Consider the following 18360-nt stretch of genomic DNA (forward strand, 5'->3'; position numbering starts at 1 on the left):
CTCGATCAGCTAGAAGAAGTGTTGTACCAGCGCTGCCAAACCTTATTGAAACAGCCAGAATTAATTGGAGGGTTAACCGATTTTTACGGGTGGAGTGAACTCACTGCTATATCACAACTTATTCAACGGACTTGATATTAAAGCCCAATTCCAGATAGACTATAGCCTGGTCTGGCAGGTCCGCTAAGACTTCTGGAATTCCATCTTCTGGCAGCAACTGCACCCAGGGAAAGGAATACCCAATCCGCCCTCGATCTACTGAATCTGTTCCCATTCCGGGACAGCAGTAAAATAGAGGACGCTGCTGGTCTGAGAGGAACTGACTTATCCAAGTGGTTTTGCCACTACCGGGCGGCCCAGCGATCGCAATCAATGTCACGGATTCCATTCAGTCTTGCCTTTAAGTATAGAATTACAGAGAGTAGAATGATAATCATTATCATAAAGGAATTGAATGATATTGGAAAGTTATGGGTAAGTTGGAGTCTCTCCCATTTCTTCCCCTAACCAATCGATCAGACGCTCTACCAAATGGCATCCGTGAGTAAGATGGTGACCGCTTGGGGAGTCATGAAGCTCGTAGAAGAAGGAACGATCGCTTTAGATAAGCCTGCCAACTTGCAATTATTGATTGAAGAAGTCACGCAACAGTCTTTTTCGGACTATATGGCAAAGGCTATTTTAGAACCTTTGGGTATGAGAGAATCAAGTTTTGACTGGGAGGCGATCGCTGCTTCTGGTCGTACAGATAAGCTAGCAACCAGCTTCGATGAAAAACTGCAACCGAGTCCTCATCGTCAATACACAGCTAAAGCAGCGGCATCTCTTTACGCAACACCTCAAGATATGGCTCGCTTCGTTCAAGCTTATAGCCAAAAGAACTTAGTCCTAAAACAAGAAACACTAAAGCAAATGATGAACCCTCAGCCAGGGGCACATCAGGATTGGGGTTTAGGACATACTTTGTATGTTGCTAATGGTGCTGATCAATATACTGTAGGTCATGATGGGGGGAATTTGCCTGCGTTAGGGCATACGGTGCGGGTCAATCCTGCTACAGGCAATGGTATTGTTCTCCTAATTTCAGGAAACTTAGAGTTGGCAAGCCAGTTAGGAGATGACTGGGTTTACTGGGAAACAGGGAAGCTACCGATGAATGCAAAGTTGCGAATTTTGGGCAGCCGTTTAGTGCCAGCGCTTGTTGGGATTGGGCTAGGGGTACTGGCGATCGCAATTCGGGCGTTCATGAAATAGTGCCGCACAACAACGCGGTTGTTGAGAAGTAGGCTAAAGTTTAGTCAAGCGTGCTAGTTTGATTCCAGACATCTGAGCTACCATCTCAGCACGAGACGAAACTTTTAACTTACGATACATCCGCTTCAACGCTTGCTTAACAGTATTTTCGGTAATCCACAGAGCCGCACCAATCTCTGCATTAGTTAAGCCTTGGGCTACTAATTCGGCAATTTGAGCTTCGCGCGGGGTGAGCCGATCGCAGTTCCATGTTGGTAATGTAACCGGTTGCGATCGCAACGCTGCAAGTCTAGTCGATAAATGCAGACACAGGGCACTGAGATCCGCCAAGTCCTGAGCATCAAACGCCGAATTGTTGCGATGGCGCGTAAGGGCAATGCCCCCGACAAGCTGACCATCATGGACAATTGGGCCAATCATCACATGCCCATGATCCGCACGAGGGCAGATAGTTTGCCAAACACCAGGGTTCAATATGACTTCCTCATGTACAGGGGCATGACGTTGCATTAAGTAGCGTAAGACCGGATTATGGTCAAGCGACAGCGCTAATCTGATCAAATCGGGAGTATTAGCATCAATGGATGGAAATTTATCCAGAAAGCATAGTCCCCACCGAGTAGCGGTAAAATATCGGCCAATCTGAACCATAACGGACTGACGCAGTTCTGACTCGGCTTGGGCCTGAATAATCGCTTTAAATAAAGACTTTAACGAAATTTCCATAATTGCGATCGCTCATTTCCTCTATTTTTACTGCCATCAAGTCGTCAAGTGTACCCGAACGAGGTCTAGGCAACGTTAGCTAACAACTCTTACTCTAGCTATGTTGTCAATAGTAACAATAGATTCTAGTTGCGAATTCGATCGCTAATCAAACTGATGACTAAACAACTTTCTTCAGAGTCAGATTCCTAAAACGGATAAAGAAATCGCTTGCTAAGAACTAGTCTACATTCAAGTTATAACGGGAGAAATCAATGAATCATTATGCTCATCCTGAAGTCTTAGTCGATTCGCAATGGCTTGCCGATCGCTTAGACGATCCAAGCCTTCGAGTGATAGAAGTAGATATGAATCCAGCCCTCTATCAAGAGACACACATTCCGGGGGCAGTATTTTGGAATGTGTTGAACGATCTATTTCAACCCAATCTTCGTTTAATCCGACCGCGATCAAAAATTTGCTTTCTCGATCAGGTATTACCCAAGATACTACGATTGTTTCCTATGGTAGCTATCCTGGAACTGGAGCCTGGATTTTCTGGTTTTTAAAGATGATTGGACATTCAGATGTCAGAGTGCTCAATGGTGGGCATCAAAAGTGGATGGAGGAAGGTCGTCCGGTTACAGCAGAGTTGTCAACCTTTACACCAACCCAATATTTGCCTAAATCATTGAATACAAGTTTGCAAGTATTGTCAGCAGAGGTTCAAGCTGCGATCTCTAATCCCGATCAAATCTTGGTAGATGTACGCACGCTTGCAGAATATCAGGGCGATGTATATCTAATGAAGCCACCGGAAGAAACAGAACGGGCTGGGCATATTCCTAATGCAGTCCATCTCGAACATATCCTGACCCTCAATGATGATGGCACGTTCAAATCATTCGATGAATTACAGGCGCTGTTCAATAGCAAAAGCATTACCCCAGACAAAGAAGTATTTCCTTATTGTGCTGTAGGGGCAAGATCTGCTTACATCTGGTTTGTCTTGAAATATTTGCTAGGCTATCCCCATGTTCGGAACTACGATGGTTCATGGAATGAATGGAGTCATTTGCCGAACGTTGAGATTAAAAAGTAGCTTAAATCTCTCACCTGTTGCACAGCATAATAGAGTATTGGCATCAGCACGGATGAAGCGATCGCACAACTGAATCGCAGGTGTTTCTGGTGTGAGTTGATCGGTCTGAAGCGATCGGGAAAACCTTTGACACGCTGCTCCTGTCCGTAGGCTCCCTCTGTCAGTCAGGCGGCCTTGCGATCGCCGGCAGTCCATCATCCCGACCCCGATCCCCTTCGTCAGCAATGATGGCAGCGGTTTCGATTGGAACTCACCGACACCACATCAAATGCTCTCTGTGTTGGTCGAAAGTGCGTGCTGGGGCAGAGCCATATTAATATTATTTCTTATGCAAGACTCTAAACAAAACATCAATGCCAGAGCTTCTATGGATTTGGAACAGCGAAAGAACTGGTATTCTCCGGTTGCTAATATCTATTACAATGCAAGACCAAGTTATCCCAACGAATTAATCGATCGCGCTGTTTCTTTAGCTCAACTCTCTTCAGATAGCTCGATTCTTGAGGTCGGCTGTGGGCCTGGAAATGCAACAGTGGCGTTTGCTAAATTTGGATGTTCAATGACGTGTCTTGAGCCAAACCTAGATTTTTGCCTTTTAGCCGAACGCAACTGTGTGTCATATCCAAATGTCACTATCTACAGCACCACATTTGAAGCATGGGAACGACAAGCGAAACAGTTCAATGCTGTTTTGTCTGCTAATGCTTTTCACTGGATACCTTCAGAGATACGATATGCCAAAGCAGCGGCTGCATTACGCGACAACGGATGTCTGATTCTGCTATGGAATCTGACTCCTGAACCCAAATACGAAGTTTACCAAGCGATCGAGAAAGTCTATCAGGCTTATGCACCCTCATTGGTTCGATATGAAGGTCCAGAAGTTCAAGCCGATATTCTGAGGCGATTTGAACAAGAAATCTTGAACTCCGGCTTCTTTAAGGAGTTGGTTGTTGAGCAAACCACCTGTGAAGTTACCTATAGCATTGATGATTATTTTAAGCTTTTAAGTACGCTTCGCAGACTAGAGCCACAAGTAAAAGAACTACTCTTTGCCCGATTGCGGAAGGAGCTAGAAAAATTTGGAGATAGTGTACAACTTTCATTTCTTTCTGCTGTTCATGTCGCCCGCAAAGAGGGTTAGTCTGTTGGGAGCGCTACTTAACCCCCTCAACGCTCTACAAGTAAGGTGATTCCTAATCGTCAATCTACTGAGTCAAGGAGTCCATTGAGTCTTGCCTTAAGATACAATAAGATTAAAGAATGATAATCATTCTTGTTTTGTAGATGAATTGAACGGCACTCGAAAGTGATAGGTAATTGGAAGATGGCCCCTTCAAATGGAACGGTAGACCAGGTAGATATTGCCATCATTGGTGCGGGTCCGCAGGCGTTAACCTTAGTGACGCATTTACTGCAAAAGAAGGAGTCCATGCGCAACCGCTTTGTGGTACTCGATCCGGCGGGGGATTGGCTACAGCAATGGCAACACCAGTTTGCCGCCTACAATATTCCCCACCTGCGATCGCCGGTAGTCCATCATCCCGACCCCGATCCCCATGCCCTGCGCACCTTTGCGGAATCTCGTTCATCGGAACTCTTTCCTCCCTACGACCTACCCGGAACCCAACTCTTCCATGACTTTTGTCAAGAAGTGATTCGGCGCTGGGAATTGCAGGAGCGGGTGATTCCAACCCAGGTCAAGCAAATCGAACTGTTTCATCAGATGGGATGGCAGCGGTTTCGGTTGACACTCGCTGACGGTGGAGTGCTGACAGCCAAGCGGGTTGTGTTGGCGATCGCCGGCGGCCAAGCCAACCTTCCCTCATGGGCGCAAACTTTGTCCTCGAACCCCCCAAGCGATCGCCTCCTGCACTCCCATCAGGTCGATTTGCGCGATTTGCCGCAGTTAACCGGAGAAACGATTTTGATTGTCGGCAGTGGGCTGACGAGCGGACATCTAGCCTTGGGGGCGATCTCTCGCGGTGCAACGGTGATCATGATGGCGCGGCGTACCTTTTACGAGAAACTCTTCGATGCCGAACCGGGATGGCTCGGCCCCAAATATCTCAAGGGATTCCACGCTGAACCCGATTGGGAAACTCGCTGGCAGATGATTCACACTGCCCGTAATGGGGGTTCCCTAACCCCGGCCGTTCTCACCCAATTGCGACGCAAGGAACGACAGGGCAAGCTCTCGTTTTACGAGCAGTGCGAAGTTCAGTCCGCCACTTGGCAAGGGAATGCCTGGAGAGTAACCTGCAACCATCCGGGTGTTCATCACTGCATTGCCCAACAACGAATTGACCGCATCTGGCTGGCAACAGGTAGTACGCTAGATGTGGATCACTGGCCCCTGTTAGCTAATATACGGGCGACCAACCCCTTACCCCTGATCAATGGCTTACCGGTGTTGGATGAGAAGCTTCGCTGGGGAGGACGCAATCTTTTCATTATGGGGGGAGCGGCGGCATTGCAACTTGGGCCGGTAGCTCGCAACTTATTTGGGGCTAGGTTAGCGAGTAACCGCATTGTCCCAGCACTGATCAAGGACTTTAGTGGGCGATCGTACTCCGCAGTATAACTATGTTGGTGCAGAGTGATTGCTGGCAGTTCAAGGTTCTCGTTACTGCGCTGGGACTATTTAGGCTGCTTGGGGGTTATTGTCAAGGTAAAATAAATAGGGTATATTACTCAGGCTCGGTTCTAGCGGCTGATACCCGCTAGAGGTAACGGGGAAAGTCCGGTGTAAATCCGGCGCTGTCCCGCAACTGTGAGGAGAGACGCAACTCTTTAAGTCAGAATGCCCGCCGAAGTGTAAAACCATCACATAAACATCTGCGAGGTACGGATGATGAAGACTTCAAATTTTTGCGATCAGCTTTTTGTCAAACATTTAAGGTTGTAGCGTTCTGAGTTGAACGTCAGGTTGATATTCAATCAAGCTATCTGAGTAAAGGTAGCCAAGTTTTGTCCTGGCGATCGCATCTAGTACCCTCACTATATCTAACTATGGGCTGTTTACCAATCAGAAGACAGCTAGTTTTTAGGTTGACTTACAGAATTTAGGAAGCGATAACTGATGACCATTCAAGCTGCAACGCTGGGGTATCCCCACATTGGTAAAAATCGTGAAGTTAAAAAGGCACTAGGAGTCTTTTGGAACTGCCGGGAAGAAGTGATTCCGGCTCTGAAAAACAAGGTGGCCGCCGCAAAAATGATTCGGGAGGAGAGCTATGGGACTCAGGAATGATATATGGCAGGGCGATTGCGGCTACTGGCAAGACCTATTTATTCGGGAAAACCTGTTACCCCTAGGACATGCGGCATGGCAGGGGTTTATCACTGAGGGACGGGGCATGGTAGCTTGCGATGTGGCCGCGATCGCTACTAGATTTGTAGATTATAACAGTGACATAGTGGAGCATACTGTCCGGTTTGTTCCCCTATTGGATGTCTCAGCCTATTTGCAAACGCTCCATCTAAAAACAACAGTCATTGAACGGCTGCTTGATGCGGTTCAAACCTATGATCCCGTTCGAGAAATTCTGTTGTTAATTGATGAAGACGGACAGGCAGATATTAACCTACTGCGAAACCTCAAAGTTGCTCCAGTTGATTGTTACCGACAGGTGCAACGGCGTTGGGTAGAGTTCCAACTCGATCAATCCCCTGGAGATTTGTATGAACAAAAATACTGAATAGATCCCAACACCGGCTCATCCCTTTTTTAAATATCAATCTTCCCGTCAACTAAAACCACCGAAATATGCTCAGAAAAGCTAATTTTGTCTTGACTCCATACATCAACAGCAGCAACCTGCGGGCAACTTACCAAATTCTTAATACCGTTGTGCCTTATGTTCTCTTATGGATTTTAGCCATACAGGCTCAATCAATTTCTCTATGGCTATTGCCCCCAATCATTGTACTCCTAGTTCTCTTTTCACTGCGCTGTTTTTCCTTGATGCATGATTGTGGACACAATTCTCTCTTTCGGTCAAAATCAGCAAACCGTATTATTGGGTTCCTGCTGGGTGTGATCAATGCGATTCCCCAATATGGCTGGTCAAGAGATCATGCCTACCATCACAAAACCAATGGCGACTGGGAGCGATATCGAGGCGTTGCCGATTTCTTGTCCACCGAGGAGTTTTCTCAGCTCGATCCTTTCCATCAAAGACTATATGAAGTCCTGCGACATCCACTTATGGCGATTCCCGGCGGATTCTTCTATCTTGTCATCAAGCCTAGGCTGATTTTGAGCCTAGGAGTTTATGATTTCATCCATCATATATTTACTGATTTAAAGCAGGGTTCGGAGTTAAAATTAGCGCCAATGCTCTCTGCCCACCAGTCCAAATACTGGCAGTCATCTGCTGAATTTTGGGATCTCTTGCTCAACAACATCTTTGTGGTCAGTAGCTGGATTATTTTAAGCTCTTTATGGGGATTTGAATTGTTTTGGAGTCTTTACTCTATGGTCATCATTTGTTCTGCCACGATCTTTATCTGGATCTTTTTTGTCCAGCACATTTTTGAAGGTGCTTACGCTCATAAAACGGAAGGCTGGGACTATATTTCAGGTGCAGTTAAGGGCAGCAGTTATTTAAAATTACCAGCTATTCTCAGATGGTTTAGTGCAGACATTGGCTATCACAATATTCATCATCTTTCCGAAAGAATTCCCAATTACCATCTCGCCGCTTGTCATCGTGAAAATAGTCATCTGCTTTCGGATGTCAAGATTCTCCGAATGACAGATTTATTTGACTGTGCCCAATTCATTTTGTGGGACGCAGACTCAAATCGTTTAGTTTCGATCGCCTCCTTTCGTCAAGCTGCTGAGGCTAGGGCAACAGCTTTAGCGAAATAGGTCAAAATTAGATCAGTCAACTCGGTTAAGGAAGATGGCAAATCATCGTAGGGTGGGGAGGAAAATAAGCGACATCATTTAAATTCTACAAGCAGAACCTGCCCACCGTACTGCGATACTTTAATTGATTCGCTAGACTTAATATTACCCCCTTTTAGGGAAAGTGACAGAAGAGGATCAATATATAGCGTTTCTCTCTTCTATGAGGTACAGCTTGAAGCCTTAGAACCTAAGCCATACAAGCTATTGCAAAGCAAGCCTAGCGCGAAGCGCTATATTTCTTATTATTTTTGGGGTTTAAATTATTGCCTAGTGTGAAGCGCTATAGAGCTATGTCTGTTGTTTAAGTTCCATTTATGAAAAGTTCTCCACTTTTTCGTCACAGTCGCCTTCGTTTAGCGTTTTGGTATGCCTTAGTGATGGGGGCAATTTTAAGTGTATCGGCGTTGGGTATGTATCGTTCCCTGGTGCGATCGAATTGGCAAGCAATGGAACGGGAAATGGAGTCGATCGCGGGAACACTTCACGATAGCTTAGAACCGATGTTGCCTGCCTCAGAAAACCCTACCACTGTGTTAAGGCAGATTTTGCCGGAATTGTGTTTAGTGGGACAACCGTGTAATTTTAATCCGACTTTAATTGAAAGACATACCATTGGTATTAGCGATCGCAGCACCTATTTCCTACGGCTGTTTAATCATCAGGGGCAACTGCTGGCTTTTTCTCCCAATCAACCGGCGAATCTTTCTGGCATCTTAAAGGATACTCCCTGGCAAACTCTCACCAGTGAGGGGATTCGTTATCACCAATTTACGATTATTTTACACTGTGCTTATCCTCATTCCGTTGGCGATCGCCACAATCACAAATCATCTTGGGGTTATTTGCAACTGGGACGAACTTTACAACCCTTTGATGCTGAAGTTAGACGCATACAAACGATCTTAGCGATCGGGTTTCCCCTAATTTTAGGGATAGTGGTGATGTCGAGTTGGTGGCTTTCCGGATTAGCCATGCAACCGATTTATCAATCGTATCAACAACAACAACAGTTTACCGCTAATGCAGCCCATGAGTTGCGATCGCCCCTGGCTAATTTGTTAGCAACCATAGAAGCCATGTTAAGAATACCCTCCTCAAAACCCGAAGATTTAACCCCAATGTTGCACACTCTAGAAAGACAAGGAAGACGCTTAAGCCATCTAATTACAGATTTACTCTTATTAACTCGTCTGGAAGATCGAGTCCCTTCTAACTCTTTTCAGTATTGTTGTTTAAACGATTTAGTTGGAGATCTGGTCGAAGAATTTTCCGAGGTAGCGATGAGGGCTGATATCGATCTCATTGAGCAAATCCCCGATCGCTCCATTCAGGTTTTAGGAGATGATTCTCAACTTTACCGTTTAGTCTCTAATTTAATCGCTAATGCTATTCAATATACCCCTAGTAAAGGTCAAGTCGTGGTGAGCTTAACCGTCAAAGAACGCCAGGCTTTGATTCAGGTTCGAGATACGGGAATAGGGATTGCCAAAGAGGAGCAACCGCGTATTTTCGATCGCTTTTACCGGGTTGACAGCGATCGCGCTCGAACCACAGGAGGTACAGGTTTAGGGTTAGCCATTGCCCGGGCGATCGCCCACCATCATCAAGGCGATCTTACAGTTACCAGTCAACTCGGCCAAGGGAGTTTATTCACTATTGCTCTTACCCTGATTCATTCTTGAGTAACTATCAATGTCCTGGTGAGTTAGTCATTCTTACAATTTACTTTACCAATAGGCTTTTAAATGCTACGATCATAGCCAAATCTTGGCTAGAAAAGTAACCCAAACATACAGTAAACCTGTGATCATGCTTTAAATGCCTAAGTATCAAGATATCTACCCATCTGAGCCACTCATTCAAAGCATTGGTTTAGTGCGCCCCACAGCAGCAGATTTACTGACTTTGGAATACTTTGAAGCAGAACCCGCTTCAATGCCTATCGATAAGTACGAACAGCATCATATTATCCTCAATCTAAAAGAAGAACCCCATCGTGTAGAAAATTGGCGCGACGGTGAAAATCGAGACTTTATCTACCACAAAAATGAAATTATTGTTACTCCTGCTGGTGTGTCAAGTGGTTGGAGATGGCATGTTAAGACTCAATGCATTATTATCACCCTCGATCCGGCTAAATTTGAAAGCTTTGCTCAAATTGAGTTAGGAATTTTACTTTCAACTCAACAATTAAAAGATTTACCCCAATTCCTCGATGAAGATATTACCCAGTCGGGAGTCCAACTCCTAGAGGCTTTACAATGTCAAATTGGTTCACAGGTAATGTTTGAATCCTTTGCACGTATATTTTTAACCAAACTAATTCTCAAATATGGGTTACAAACAGAAGAATATAATTTCTCTAAAAGCTTTATGGCTCAACAGTACAAGCAAGTTCTGAATTATATTGCCACTTATTATGGCAGTAACATTTTACTCGAAGATATGGCAGCCCAAGCCGGTCTCAGTGCTTCCCATTTTTCTCGTTTATTCAAACAAACAATTGGTCAAAGCCCTTATCAATTTTTGATGCATTACCGCATCGAACAAGCGAAGAAAATGCTTGATAATCCCAATACCTTGATGATTGATATCGCGATGAACTGTGGATTTTCCGATCAGGCTCATTTTTGTCGTGTATTTAAAAAGATAGCAAACCTCACTCCAAAACAATATAGGCAAAAGCAAGTATAGCGTTTCTCTCTTCTATGAGGTACAGCTTGAAGCTTTAGAACCTAAGCTATACAAGCTATTGCAAAGCAAGCCTATTACCTAGCGCGAAGCGCTATATAAACGATCCCATTCATTATATTGGGATGGTAAACAGCAGGAATTTTCAAAAAACTAAGCAAAAGCTTGCAAGAGATGTATTTTGATCTTCTGTAAATTAAACATATCAAGTTTAAGAGCAAAGGAGAGAGAAAAATGCAAAAGCCTCTTTTAGCGACTGCTACCGTTGCAGTGACTGCTACCGTTGCTATGCTGCAATTATCTCTCACGAATAATGCGGAAGCAGCAAATATGAAAGAAGTAAATTTTGAGAGTAATAATCAAAACTTAGTGGGAAATCTTTATCTTCCCGATGATTACCAAGAAGGAGATAAACTCCCCGGAGTCGTAGTCACTGGTGCTTGGACAACAGTAAAAGAACAAATGCCCGCAACTTATGCTGAAGAATTAGCAGATCGTGGTTATGCAGTTTTGGCTTTTGATTTTCGCAACTGGGGAAAATCTGGCGGAAACGAACGTCAGTTGGAAAATCCAGCCAACAAGACTCAGGATATTATTGCTGCGGCTCATTATTTAACCACACGCCCGGAAGTAGACACGAATAGAATTGGTGGTTTGGGTATTTGCGCAAGTGCCGGATATATGGCAGATGCAGCGGTACAAAGTGACGATATTCAGGCGATCGCTTTAGTGGCACCCTGGTTGCACAATCAGAAAATTGTTAATGAAATATATGGCGGCGAAGAATCCGTCAGAAGTTTGATCGATCTCAGTCAAAAGGCACAAGCTAGATATGAAACAACTGGGGAATTATCTTTAGCCCCTGCTGCAAGTACAACCGACAAAGATGCCATCATGTATCAAGTTCCCTACTACACAGAAACAGATCGGGGCGCTATTCCGGAGTATGTGAATCAATTTAACCTTGCTTCCTGGGAAGGCTGGTTGACGTACGATGCCATTACTATCGCCGATCGTTTAACTAAACCCGTGATGATTGTTCATTCACAAGAGGCGGCAATTCCTCAAGGTGCGCAACAATTTTACAGTCGTTTGTCAGGGGATAAACAACAACTTTGGTTAGAAGAGGTTACGCAGTTTGATTTTTATGACTCGCCTAATGCGGTGACTCAAGCTAGCGATGCCGTAGCAGAATACTTTGAACAAACGATTTAATTAGTATGAGGCGAGAAACCGGGTTTCTGAGATCCCCCACTTTACCACTTCACGGCTGCTGACTTATCCAAAACTGACGTTAGTTATAACTGATTGAGCGGATTTGATATGACACGATCGCTCACTGCTACTTGGAATCCCTCTATTAACCGATCGCCGAAAATTCTCATGAACCAGTTTCTTTCCACCACTATTGCAGGAGTATTTTTAATGACAACTACAGTTAATGTTGCTGATGCATTTGATGTAACAGCACTAGATAAAGCTGCGATTCATACCATTATTCACAGCGTGTCCACCTTAGCCGATCGAGGTGATTTTGAAAGTTTGGAAAAGCTTTTTGCCGAAGCAGTTAAAGTCGATTACACTTCAGCATTTGGTGGAGAAAGTGAACTAAAAAGTCCCCAAGCATTGATGACTCAATGGGCAAGCCTCTTACCGGGATTCGAGCGCACTCATCATCAACTCTCGAATATTGAAATCCAGATCAAGGGAAATAGCGCAACGGCTACAGCCGATGTTAGTGCCGATCATTATCTCAATGAAATGTTTTGGCAAATTGCAGGAAGCTATGAATATGGCTTCGTCAAAAAAGACGGACAATGGACGATCGATAAAATGACCTTTATCGCTGAGTCGGAAGAAGGCAGTCGCGATATTATTGCCCAAGCTCTGGAACAAGCAAAAATCAACTATTCCAGTTATCTACAACGCCAACAAGTCAAGCAAGTCGTTATTGATTTCTTGCAATCCTTGGAAGATAAAGATATGGATAAATTTGCGACTCTTTGGGCGGAAAATGCGATATTGGATATGCCTTTTTCTCCTGAAGGTTACCCCAAACGGGTAGAAGGAAAAGAGGCTTTAATTCAACATTATGCGGCCTGGCCCGAAATTAGCGGTCGAGCTGATTTTACCGATCGACTCGTCTTTTATCCCATGCAAGATGCCACCATGATTTTTGCTGAATGGTATGGTGATGTAGAGATGACTTCTACAGGAAAACAATACAAACAGCGATATGGCGGATTGTTTCACGTTGTTGATGGTAAAATAGAACTCTTTCGAGAATATTACGATCCAATGGTGTTCAGAGATGCTTTTGGTCTAGATGCTGATAAAAAGTAAAATGAATAAAGGGACATTTTATTAGGGAAGGGAAAGTTAAGACATTATACCAGGTAAAAATTCTCGTGTTTGATTCCGAAAAAGAGGTTATTGTACGATGGGAAGATTAGATGAGTACCGCCAAGCTGTTCTGGAAGTCATAGCAGAACATCATAAATATAAATCGTCTTATGGCGACCTAGAACAATTTATCATTAGCGATACGCAAAACGACCATTATCAACTGACAAGTATTGGCTGGAATGGCGATCGCAGAATATTTAGTTCCTTAATTCATATCGATATCAAAGGCGATAAAATTTGGATTCAGCATGATGGTACGGAAATTGGCGTGGCGAATCAACTGATTGAGTTAGGCATACCCCAAAAAGCGATCGTCCTGGGTTTTCACGACCCCAATGCTCGCAAGTTTACCGAGTTTGCGATCGATTAAAATTAGGAGATAGATTGAATCAACATATTGGAAGAGGTGGGATTGTGGACTGGAATTCGTTACGCAAGTCTTTGTCGGAGACCCAGAGATACGAGAAAATCCACTATTTAGCTGAAGAAGGCAATAGTACATTGGTCAAAACCTATCTCCAATGTAAAGGAGATCCAAATGTTGTAGGGGCTAATGGGGTAACCCCTTTATATTTAGCAGCACGAGAAGGCCATTTCGAGGTTGTGCGGCTTCTGGTCGAGAATGGAGCTGAGGTTAATCAAAAAGTATTGAGTGGCTCTCGAGAATCTTCTGCGATTTTTACGGCAATTTACTACAAGCGCGATCGCATTGTCGAGTTTCTCTTAAAAAATGGGGTAGAACCCGATATTTATTTAGCAGCAGCTTTGGGAGATCTCGAAACCTTAAAACATCTGCTCGCCGATGAGGATAATATTAATTCTCCCAATACCAATCTGGATAAACCTTCCCTGGGAGGAGCAAGTTTATTACATCTGGCAAGCTGCCGAGATTCACTTCCAGTCACGGAATTTTTGCTCGAAAAAGGAGCCGACATTCATATTCGCGATACATATGGCGATACCCCTCTCCATGATGCTGCCAGGCGCAATGCACTTGCCGTTGCGCGACTTTTGATCGATCGCGGAGCCAAGCTTGATGCCGAGCCAGAAAAAGAAGACACGCCCTTACATCGAGCCTGTAGATACGGTCATGTAGAGATGATAGAACTACTATTAGATAATGGAGCTGAGAGGAATGCACTCGGTTGGAATCATAAAACTCCTATCAATGAGGCTATTCAAGGAAATTACCCAGAAGCAGTGAAGGTGCTAATCGATCGCGGTGTATACTTGGGTGGCATTCGTTATTATACTTTTTATGGTAACGATAATACAGAGCATTCGAGCAAACGTCCGCTAACTTTAGCCAGAGAACTGGGAGATAGGGAAGAAATTATTGAGTTGCTAATTGCTAATGGAGCTAAGGAATTTGGCGACGATATTTTATCAGCAAACCCTTCCTTAGCCTTATTAGTTGGTGGCGTAATAGTACTCCTAGCCCATCTGTCTATGCATTACTTGTCCGCATTTCTATGCGATATCACAGCAACTCCATGTATACCTCCTCCTTATTAAGTTGGTTAGGAGGAATGGAAAGAAAGGATCGATTAGTTGCAGCTTCATAGAGAAATACTATTAGCCATTGCCTGGGCGATCGCCCACCATCATCAAAGCTATCTTACGGTTACCAGTCAACTCGGTCAAGGGAGTTTATTCACCATTGCTCTTAACCTGATTCATTCTTGAGTAACCATCGATTGGAGATCGCCTTGAAAGAAACCATCTCTCCATCAACTGGTTCTAGGGATTTGTACACCAAGCCCTCTCGTCTACTGGCATTTAAAGATGGGCCATCCGCATGAGAGAGCAACTCCTCAAGGGAAGAAAACTTATGGAAGACTTGAATAGATTCAGAGATGACGGGCACATGCTGCAAGCCGAGCTGTTGGACAAAAGAGAGCCGCTCTGATGCCGAGAAATATTGCTGGCGATCGATGTCCCAAATATCAAAGACAAACCAAGCCGGTTCTGTCAGCTTCTCGTTATTTTTCTGAATACCAGGACCAATTAACTCGCCTTGAATGGCTAGGTTCCGATTGAGTGGAGGCAGCAGTTCGAGCAAATCTAGCTTCAGAGCGACTTGCCAGAGAATATTGCGGGGCTTGTCGGGGCGATCGCACTTCAGGTCTAGGTTACGCGAGCAAACTCCAACCTCACCCTCTCGGACGTACACCGTCATGGAAGAGCCATCGAGCTTAACGGTTTCCTCAAAGGCAACATCCTCGAGAGTAGCAGCATAAGATTCCCAGAGGTTTTGAATCCGTTCTTGGTCGGTTTTCGGAATAACGCTAGGGAATGCTCCTTTCACCACCCCAGATAAAGAAGCTGGAATCGGAGGCTCGTATTTCTGCACTCCCAATAGCTCGGTGACATCATCCCCTATGGAGCAGTTGTGCTCTGCCAGTTCCGGAAATGTCCCTACCGGCAAGACCAAACCTTGGGAAAGTTGTTTGCGCAACTTGACGGTTCGCAAACGAAATCCCTCTTCTTCTCCCATACGTTTGAAGGAGCTAGATCGGAGAAATTCAAATTCAGGGCGAATGGGGAGAAAAGAATCGATCTCGAAGTAGACAGCCAGATCCCCCACCTGAAATTCGTTGCGCTTGGTGACCACTTGCCAGCCTCGTACCTGAACGACATCCAGCGAATCAGCATTGGGCACAAGCTGCGAAGACTTTATTTGCTCGATTGTTGCCAGTTTTCTCATTGTGTTTTCACCCAGAAAAATCTTTGTACATTTACCCTCTTAACCAACAATTATAGCTATTTTACTACAAAATGTATTATATGGCTCAAATTACTGTAGCGCTTTAGCAATATGAGCTGCCATAGTGCTATGGCACTACAACGGAGGGAGTATAATACATAATTTTCGCCCAGTTACGGCACGAGGTTGGGTTTCGCTTCTCAAGTCAACTTATACTGCATGGCACTGCGAGGTAGAACCCGTTCTACTTCCTCCACTGTTGTTTTACCCAGGATTACCTTATCGGTGGCTGCTTTGCGAAAGGACATAAAATCTGTGTTTTTCAAATGTCGGCGCAAGTCAGTGACTCCCCCTTCATAAATCAACTCGTGAATGGGATCGTCCACATTCAGCAATTCAATAATGGCCTCTCGTCCTAAATACCCTGACTGAAAACATTTAACGCAACCTTCTCCTTTACGCCACTCTTCTGGGTTGGCTTCATGTAAACCAATGCCTAATTTCTTTAAATCCTCTTCACTAGGGCGATAGGCTCTGCCACAATGGGTACAAACACGGCGCACTAAACGCTGGGCAATAATCCCGAGGAGTGCGTCACTAATCAAACCGGGATCGGGGCCGATATCCTTGAGCCGGGGAATGGCTCCTACGGCATCATTGGTATGCAAGGTGGTAAAGACTAAATGACCGGTTAAAGCAGCTCGGACTGCGGTTTCTGCGGTTTCATGGTCGCGAATCTCTCCGACCATAATGATATCGGGGTCTTGGCGCAAAATGGCCCGCAACCCAGCGGCAAAGGTCATCCCTGCTCTCTCGTGGACTTGGGTTTGGGTAATTCCGGGTAAGATATATTCTACGGGATCTTCAACAGTGACTACATTCACTTGCTCTGTGGCTACGGATTGCAAACTGGTATAAAGGGTACTGGTTTTCCCGGAACCAGTGGGCCCGGTGAGGATAATCATACCCTGGGGTTGCTTTAGCCAGTTTTGATAGATGGGTTGGGTTTTATGGTTAAAGCCGAGGTCTTCAATTTTACTAAAGGGATTTTTCCGAGGAAGGAGGCGGATCACGGCTTTTTCGCCACTGACGCAGGGAAGGGTGCTAACGCGCATATCCATGCCCAATTCTAGATTATCTTGGGTGGCATATTTTTCCCCAATCCGTCCATCTTGAGGGCGACGACTTTCGGCAATGTCCATGTTGGACATGACTTTGAGGGCAACGATGACTTTACGGCTGACTTCTGCTGATAGAGTCGTAATATCTCGGAGTACGCCGTCAATCCGATACCGAACCCGCAAGCCCTGGGGTAGGGGTTCCAGGTGGACATCGCTGGCGCGGTTGCGGAGAGCGCCAGAGATAATGGTTTTAATGCGGCTAATTTGACCAACGGCTTTGGATAGGTAGAGTTCGGTAACTTCGGTAATATTTTCTTGTTCGAGTTCCCCAGTGATGGGGTTAACGAGGGGCGCAGCACTGATGCGAGTATGGTCAAAGTTACGGGTATGATGCCAAGAGCTGTAGCTTTTTTGGGAAATGGGGATAATTTTAATATCGGTGAGGGTACGATCGCTCATTTCTCGGATTCGATCGTTTTCTACCATCACTGGAGAGCCAAGATAGTAGCAGTTGCGCCACAGGAGTAAGGGAATAATGGGAGGTAGGTTCTGGCGATCGGGGAATTCACGCCAAAACCGAGAACTGACTTCAGAATCAAGTAAAGAGAGGTTGAGTTGGCGATCGCTATCGACTAATAGCTGAATGGCTTCATCACAAGTTATACTACCTTGTCGGAGTTGTTGCCAAGCTGAAGGAATCAGATCGCTGGTTTGCATGGGTTTTAGCTTGAGGATAAATGCTTTGTTTCCCAGTATACTGTTTTCCTCTTGGGTTGTTGGCGCTCTAAAAATTCCAAGCAGTATGATTAACGAAATCGAATTCAAACCGCTGGTCCACCTTTGTTTCTCCGTATATATTCAACGTAATTGCAGCTTCATTCCCTAGAGGTTCAACGCTGTGAATGGCATCGGGTAGAAAGGTAATGATTTCTCCAGGAGTTAAAATATACGAATCTACGGCTTCAATGCGATCCTCGAATTCAGGAGTCGGACTTCTGCGCCAAAATATATTTTTTTCTTCTCCACTTAATAAAGCCACCACTCCCCAACTGCCATGATTATGAATCGGGGAAACATTGCCGGGCAACCAAGCCACAATTTGAATCGTCAGCGTAAACTCGGGTTCGTCATACAGGGATAAAATGGACCATCCTGGATTCGGACTCGGTTCTGAATAATAGGTTTGTAGCCAAGGAGAAGAATCTAATAGTTGACGCAAACAGCGAGCAATTTCCGGTAAACGCTGGCTATCTTCTGGAATTTCCCACAAAATCGTTTCTAAATCCGTCAGAAACCGATATAACCGATACGGTTTATCCCCAGCATCTGGAGAACTTAAAGACTCTAAGGGATGACGTTCGCCTTGTCCATTCACGAGCCAATCAGCAGCTTGCATGGCATCACTCTTTAGTAAACACTTCTGAGGTCAACCGTAACCTAAAGGGAATCCCAAAGA

Annotated in this window: 19 protein-coding genes, 1 pseudogene and 1 riboswitch; of the genes and pseudogenes, 14 read left to right on the top strand and 6 right to left on the bottom strand. The window is 44.9% G+C overall.

What is annotated here, in order from left to right; translation table 11 throughout:
- Positions 1–118: 118 nt before the first annotated feature.
- The gene (locus tag PN466_RS08665) at positions 119–388 is read right to left on the bottom strand and encodes a hypothetical protein (RefSeq protein WP_271938736.1); all 270 of its coding nucleotides are present in this window, start codon (positions 386–388) and stop codon (positions 119–121) included.
- Between the two features lie 122 nt (positions 389–510).
- Between PN466_RS08665 and PN466_RS08670 the strand changes: the two genes are divergently transcribed.
- Positions 511–1254: a serine hydrolase domain-containing protein gene (locus tag PN466_RS08670; RefSeq protein WP_271938812.1), complete on the top strand. Its 744-nt coding sequence runs from the start codon at positions 511–513 to the stop codon at positions 1252–1254.
- A gap of 33 nt (positions 1255–1287) precedes the next feature.
- Here the strand turns inward: PN466_RS08670 and PN466_RS08675 are convergent, their stop codons facing one another.
- Positions 1288–1980 carry a helix-turn-helix transcriptional regulator gene (locus PN466_RS08675; protein WP_271938737.1) on the bottom strand — a complete coding sequence of 231 codons (693 nt, stop codon included), beginning with the start codon at positions 1978–1980 and terminating at the stop codon, positions 1288–1290.
- A 254-nt stretch (positions 1981–2234) separates the two neighbouring features.
- Here PN466_RS08675 and PN466_RS26255 point away from each other — a divergent pair.
- Positions 2235–3061, top strand: a pseudogene (locus PN466_RS26255) (sulfurtransferase).
- Here PN466_RS26255 and PN466_RS08690 read toward each other — a convergent pair.
- Entirely contained in the window at positions 3014–3259 is a 246-nt protein-coding gene (locus PN466_RS08690) for a hypothetical protein (RefSeq protein ID WP_271938743.1), read from the bottom strand. The pseudogene PN466_RS26255 and the gene PN466_RS08690 sit on opposite strands and share 48 nt — an antisense overlap.
- Positions 3260–3389: 130 nt before the next feature.
- Here PN466_RS08690 and PN466_RS08695 point away from each other — a divergent pair, with 130 nt between their 5' ends.
- The 12 genes from PN466_RS08695 (at position 3390) to PN466_RS08750 (ending at position 14762) form a co-directional block, all read left to right on the top strand.
- Complete coding sequence (locus tag PN466_RS08695; protein WP_271938745.1) at positions 3390–4205, top strand: class I SAM-dependent methyltransferase; 816 nt, start codon at positions 3390–3392, stop codon at positions 4203–4205.
- Between the two features lie 183 nt (positions 4206–4388).
- A complete protein-coding gene (locus PN466_RS08700; RefSeq protein WP_271938748.1) occupies positions 4389–5645 on the top strand; it encodes an FAD/NAD(P)-binding protein in 1257 nt (418 codons plus the stop codon).
- A gap of 101 nt (positions 5646–5746) precedes the next feature.
- Positions 5747–5890: riboswitch (cobalamin riboswitch) on the top strand.
- A gap of 253 nt (positions 5891–6143) precedes the next feature.
- Entirely contained in the window at positions 6144–6314 is a 171-nt protein-coding gene (locus PN466_RS08705; RefSeq protein ID WP_271938749.1) for a hypothetical protein, read from the top strand.
- Complete coding sequence (locus PN466_RS08710; protein ID WP_271938750.1) at positions 6298–6762, top strand: hypothetical protein; 465 nt, start codon at positions 6298–6300, stop codon at positions 6760–6762. The genes PN466_RS08705 and PN466_RS08710 overlap by 17 nt, the downstream gene beginning before the upstream one ends.
- 68 nt (positions 6763–6830) lie before the next feature.
- Positions 6831–7937, top strand: coding sequence for a fatty acid desaturase (locus PN466_RS08715; protein WP_271938751.1), 1107 nt, complete (start codon positions 6831–6833; stop codon positions 7935–7937).
- A 356-nt stretch (positions 7938–8293) separates the two neighbouring features.
- Complete coding sequence (gene rppB, locus PN466_RS08720) at positions 8294–9661, top strand: two-component system sensor histidine kinase RppB (RefSeq protein WP_271938752.1); 1368 nt, start codon at positions 8294–8296, stop codon at positions 9659–9661.
- Between the two features lie 136 nt (positions 9662–9797).
- On the top strand, positions 9798–10673 hold the full coding sequence (locus PN466_RS08725) for a helix-turn-helix transcriptional regulator (protein WP_271938754.1): 876 nt from the start codon (positions 9798–9800) through the stop codon (positions 10671–10673).
- A 231-nt stretch (positions 10674–10904) separates the two neighbouring features.
- The gene (locus PN466_RS08730) at positions 10905–11885 is read left to right on the top strand and encodes an alpha/beta hydrolase (RefSeq protein ID WP_271938756.1); all 981 of its coding nucleotides are present in this window, start codon (positions 10905–10907) and stop codon (positions 11883–11885) included.
- Positions 11886–11993: 108 nt separating this feature from the next.
- Entirely contained in the window at positions 11994–13013 is a 1020-nt protein-coding gene (locus PN466_RS08735) for a nuclear transport factor 2 family protein (RefSeq protein ID WP_271938758.1), read from the top strand.
- Positions 13014–13110: 97 nt separating this feature from the next.
- Positions 13111–13446, top strand: a complete 336-nt coding sequence (locus PN466_RS08740; RefSeq protein ID WP_271938760.1) for a XisI protein — start codon at positions 13111–13113, stop codon at positions 13444–13446.
- A gap of 14 nt (positions 13447–13460) precedes the next feature.
- Complete coding sequence (locus PN466_RS08745; protein ID WP_271938762.1) at positions 13461–14591, top strand: ankyrin repeat domain-containing protein; 1131 nt, start codon at positions 13461–13463, stop codon at positions 14589–14591.
- 36 nt (positions 14592–14627) lie between these two features.
- A complete protein-coding gene (locus tag PN466_RS08750; RefSeq protein ID WP_271938764.1) occupies positions 14628–14762 on the top strand; it encodes a hypothetical protein in 135 nt (44 codons plus the stop codon).
- On the opposite strand, the gene PN466_RS08755 is transcribed toward PN466_RS08750, so the two are convergent.
- The 3 genes from PN466_RS08755 to PN466_RS08765 form a co-directional block, all read right to left on the bottom strand.
- Positions 14743–15783 carry an RNA ligase (ATP) gene (locus PN466_RS08755; protein WP_271938766.1) on the bottom strand — a complete coding sequence of 347 codons (1041 nt, stop codon included), beginning with the start codon at positions 15781–15783 and terminating at the stop codon, positions 14743–14745. The genes PN466_RS08750 and PN466_RS08755 overlap by 20 nt on opposite strands.
- Positions 15784–15983: 200 nt before the next feature.
- Positions 15984–17621 (bottom strand): GspE/PulE family protein, encoded by a 1638-nt coding sequence (locus PN466_RS08760; protein ID WP_271938769.1) that lies wholly within the window; start codon positions 17619–17621, stop codon positions 15984–15986.
- Between the two features lie 67 nt (positions 17622–17688).
- Positions 17689–18300 (bottom strand): cysteine dioxygenase family protein, encoded by a 612-nt coding sequence (locus tag PN466_RS08765; RefSeq protein WP_271938771.1) that lies wholly within the window; start codon positions 18298–18300, stop codon positions 17689–17691.
- Positions 18301–18360: the final 60 nt, after the last annotated feature.

This window comes from Roseofilum reptotaenium CS-1145 (genome assembly GCF_028330985.1).
In the GTDB taxonomy this organism is placed as follows: Bacteria; Cyanobacteriota; Cyanobacteriia; order Cyanobacteriales; family Desertifilaceae; genus Roseofilum; species Roseofilum reptotaenium.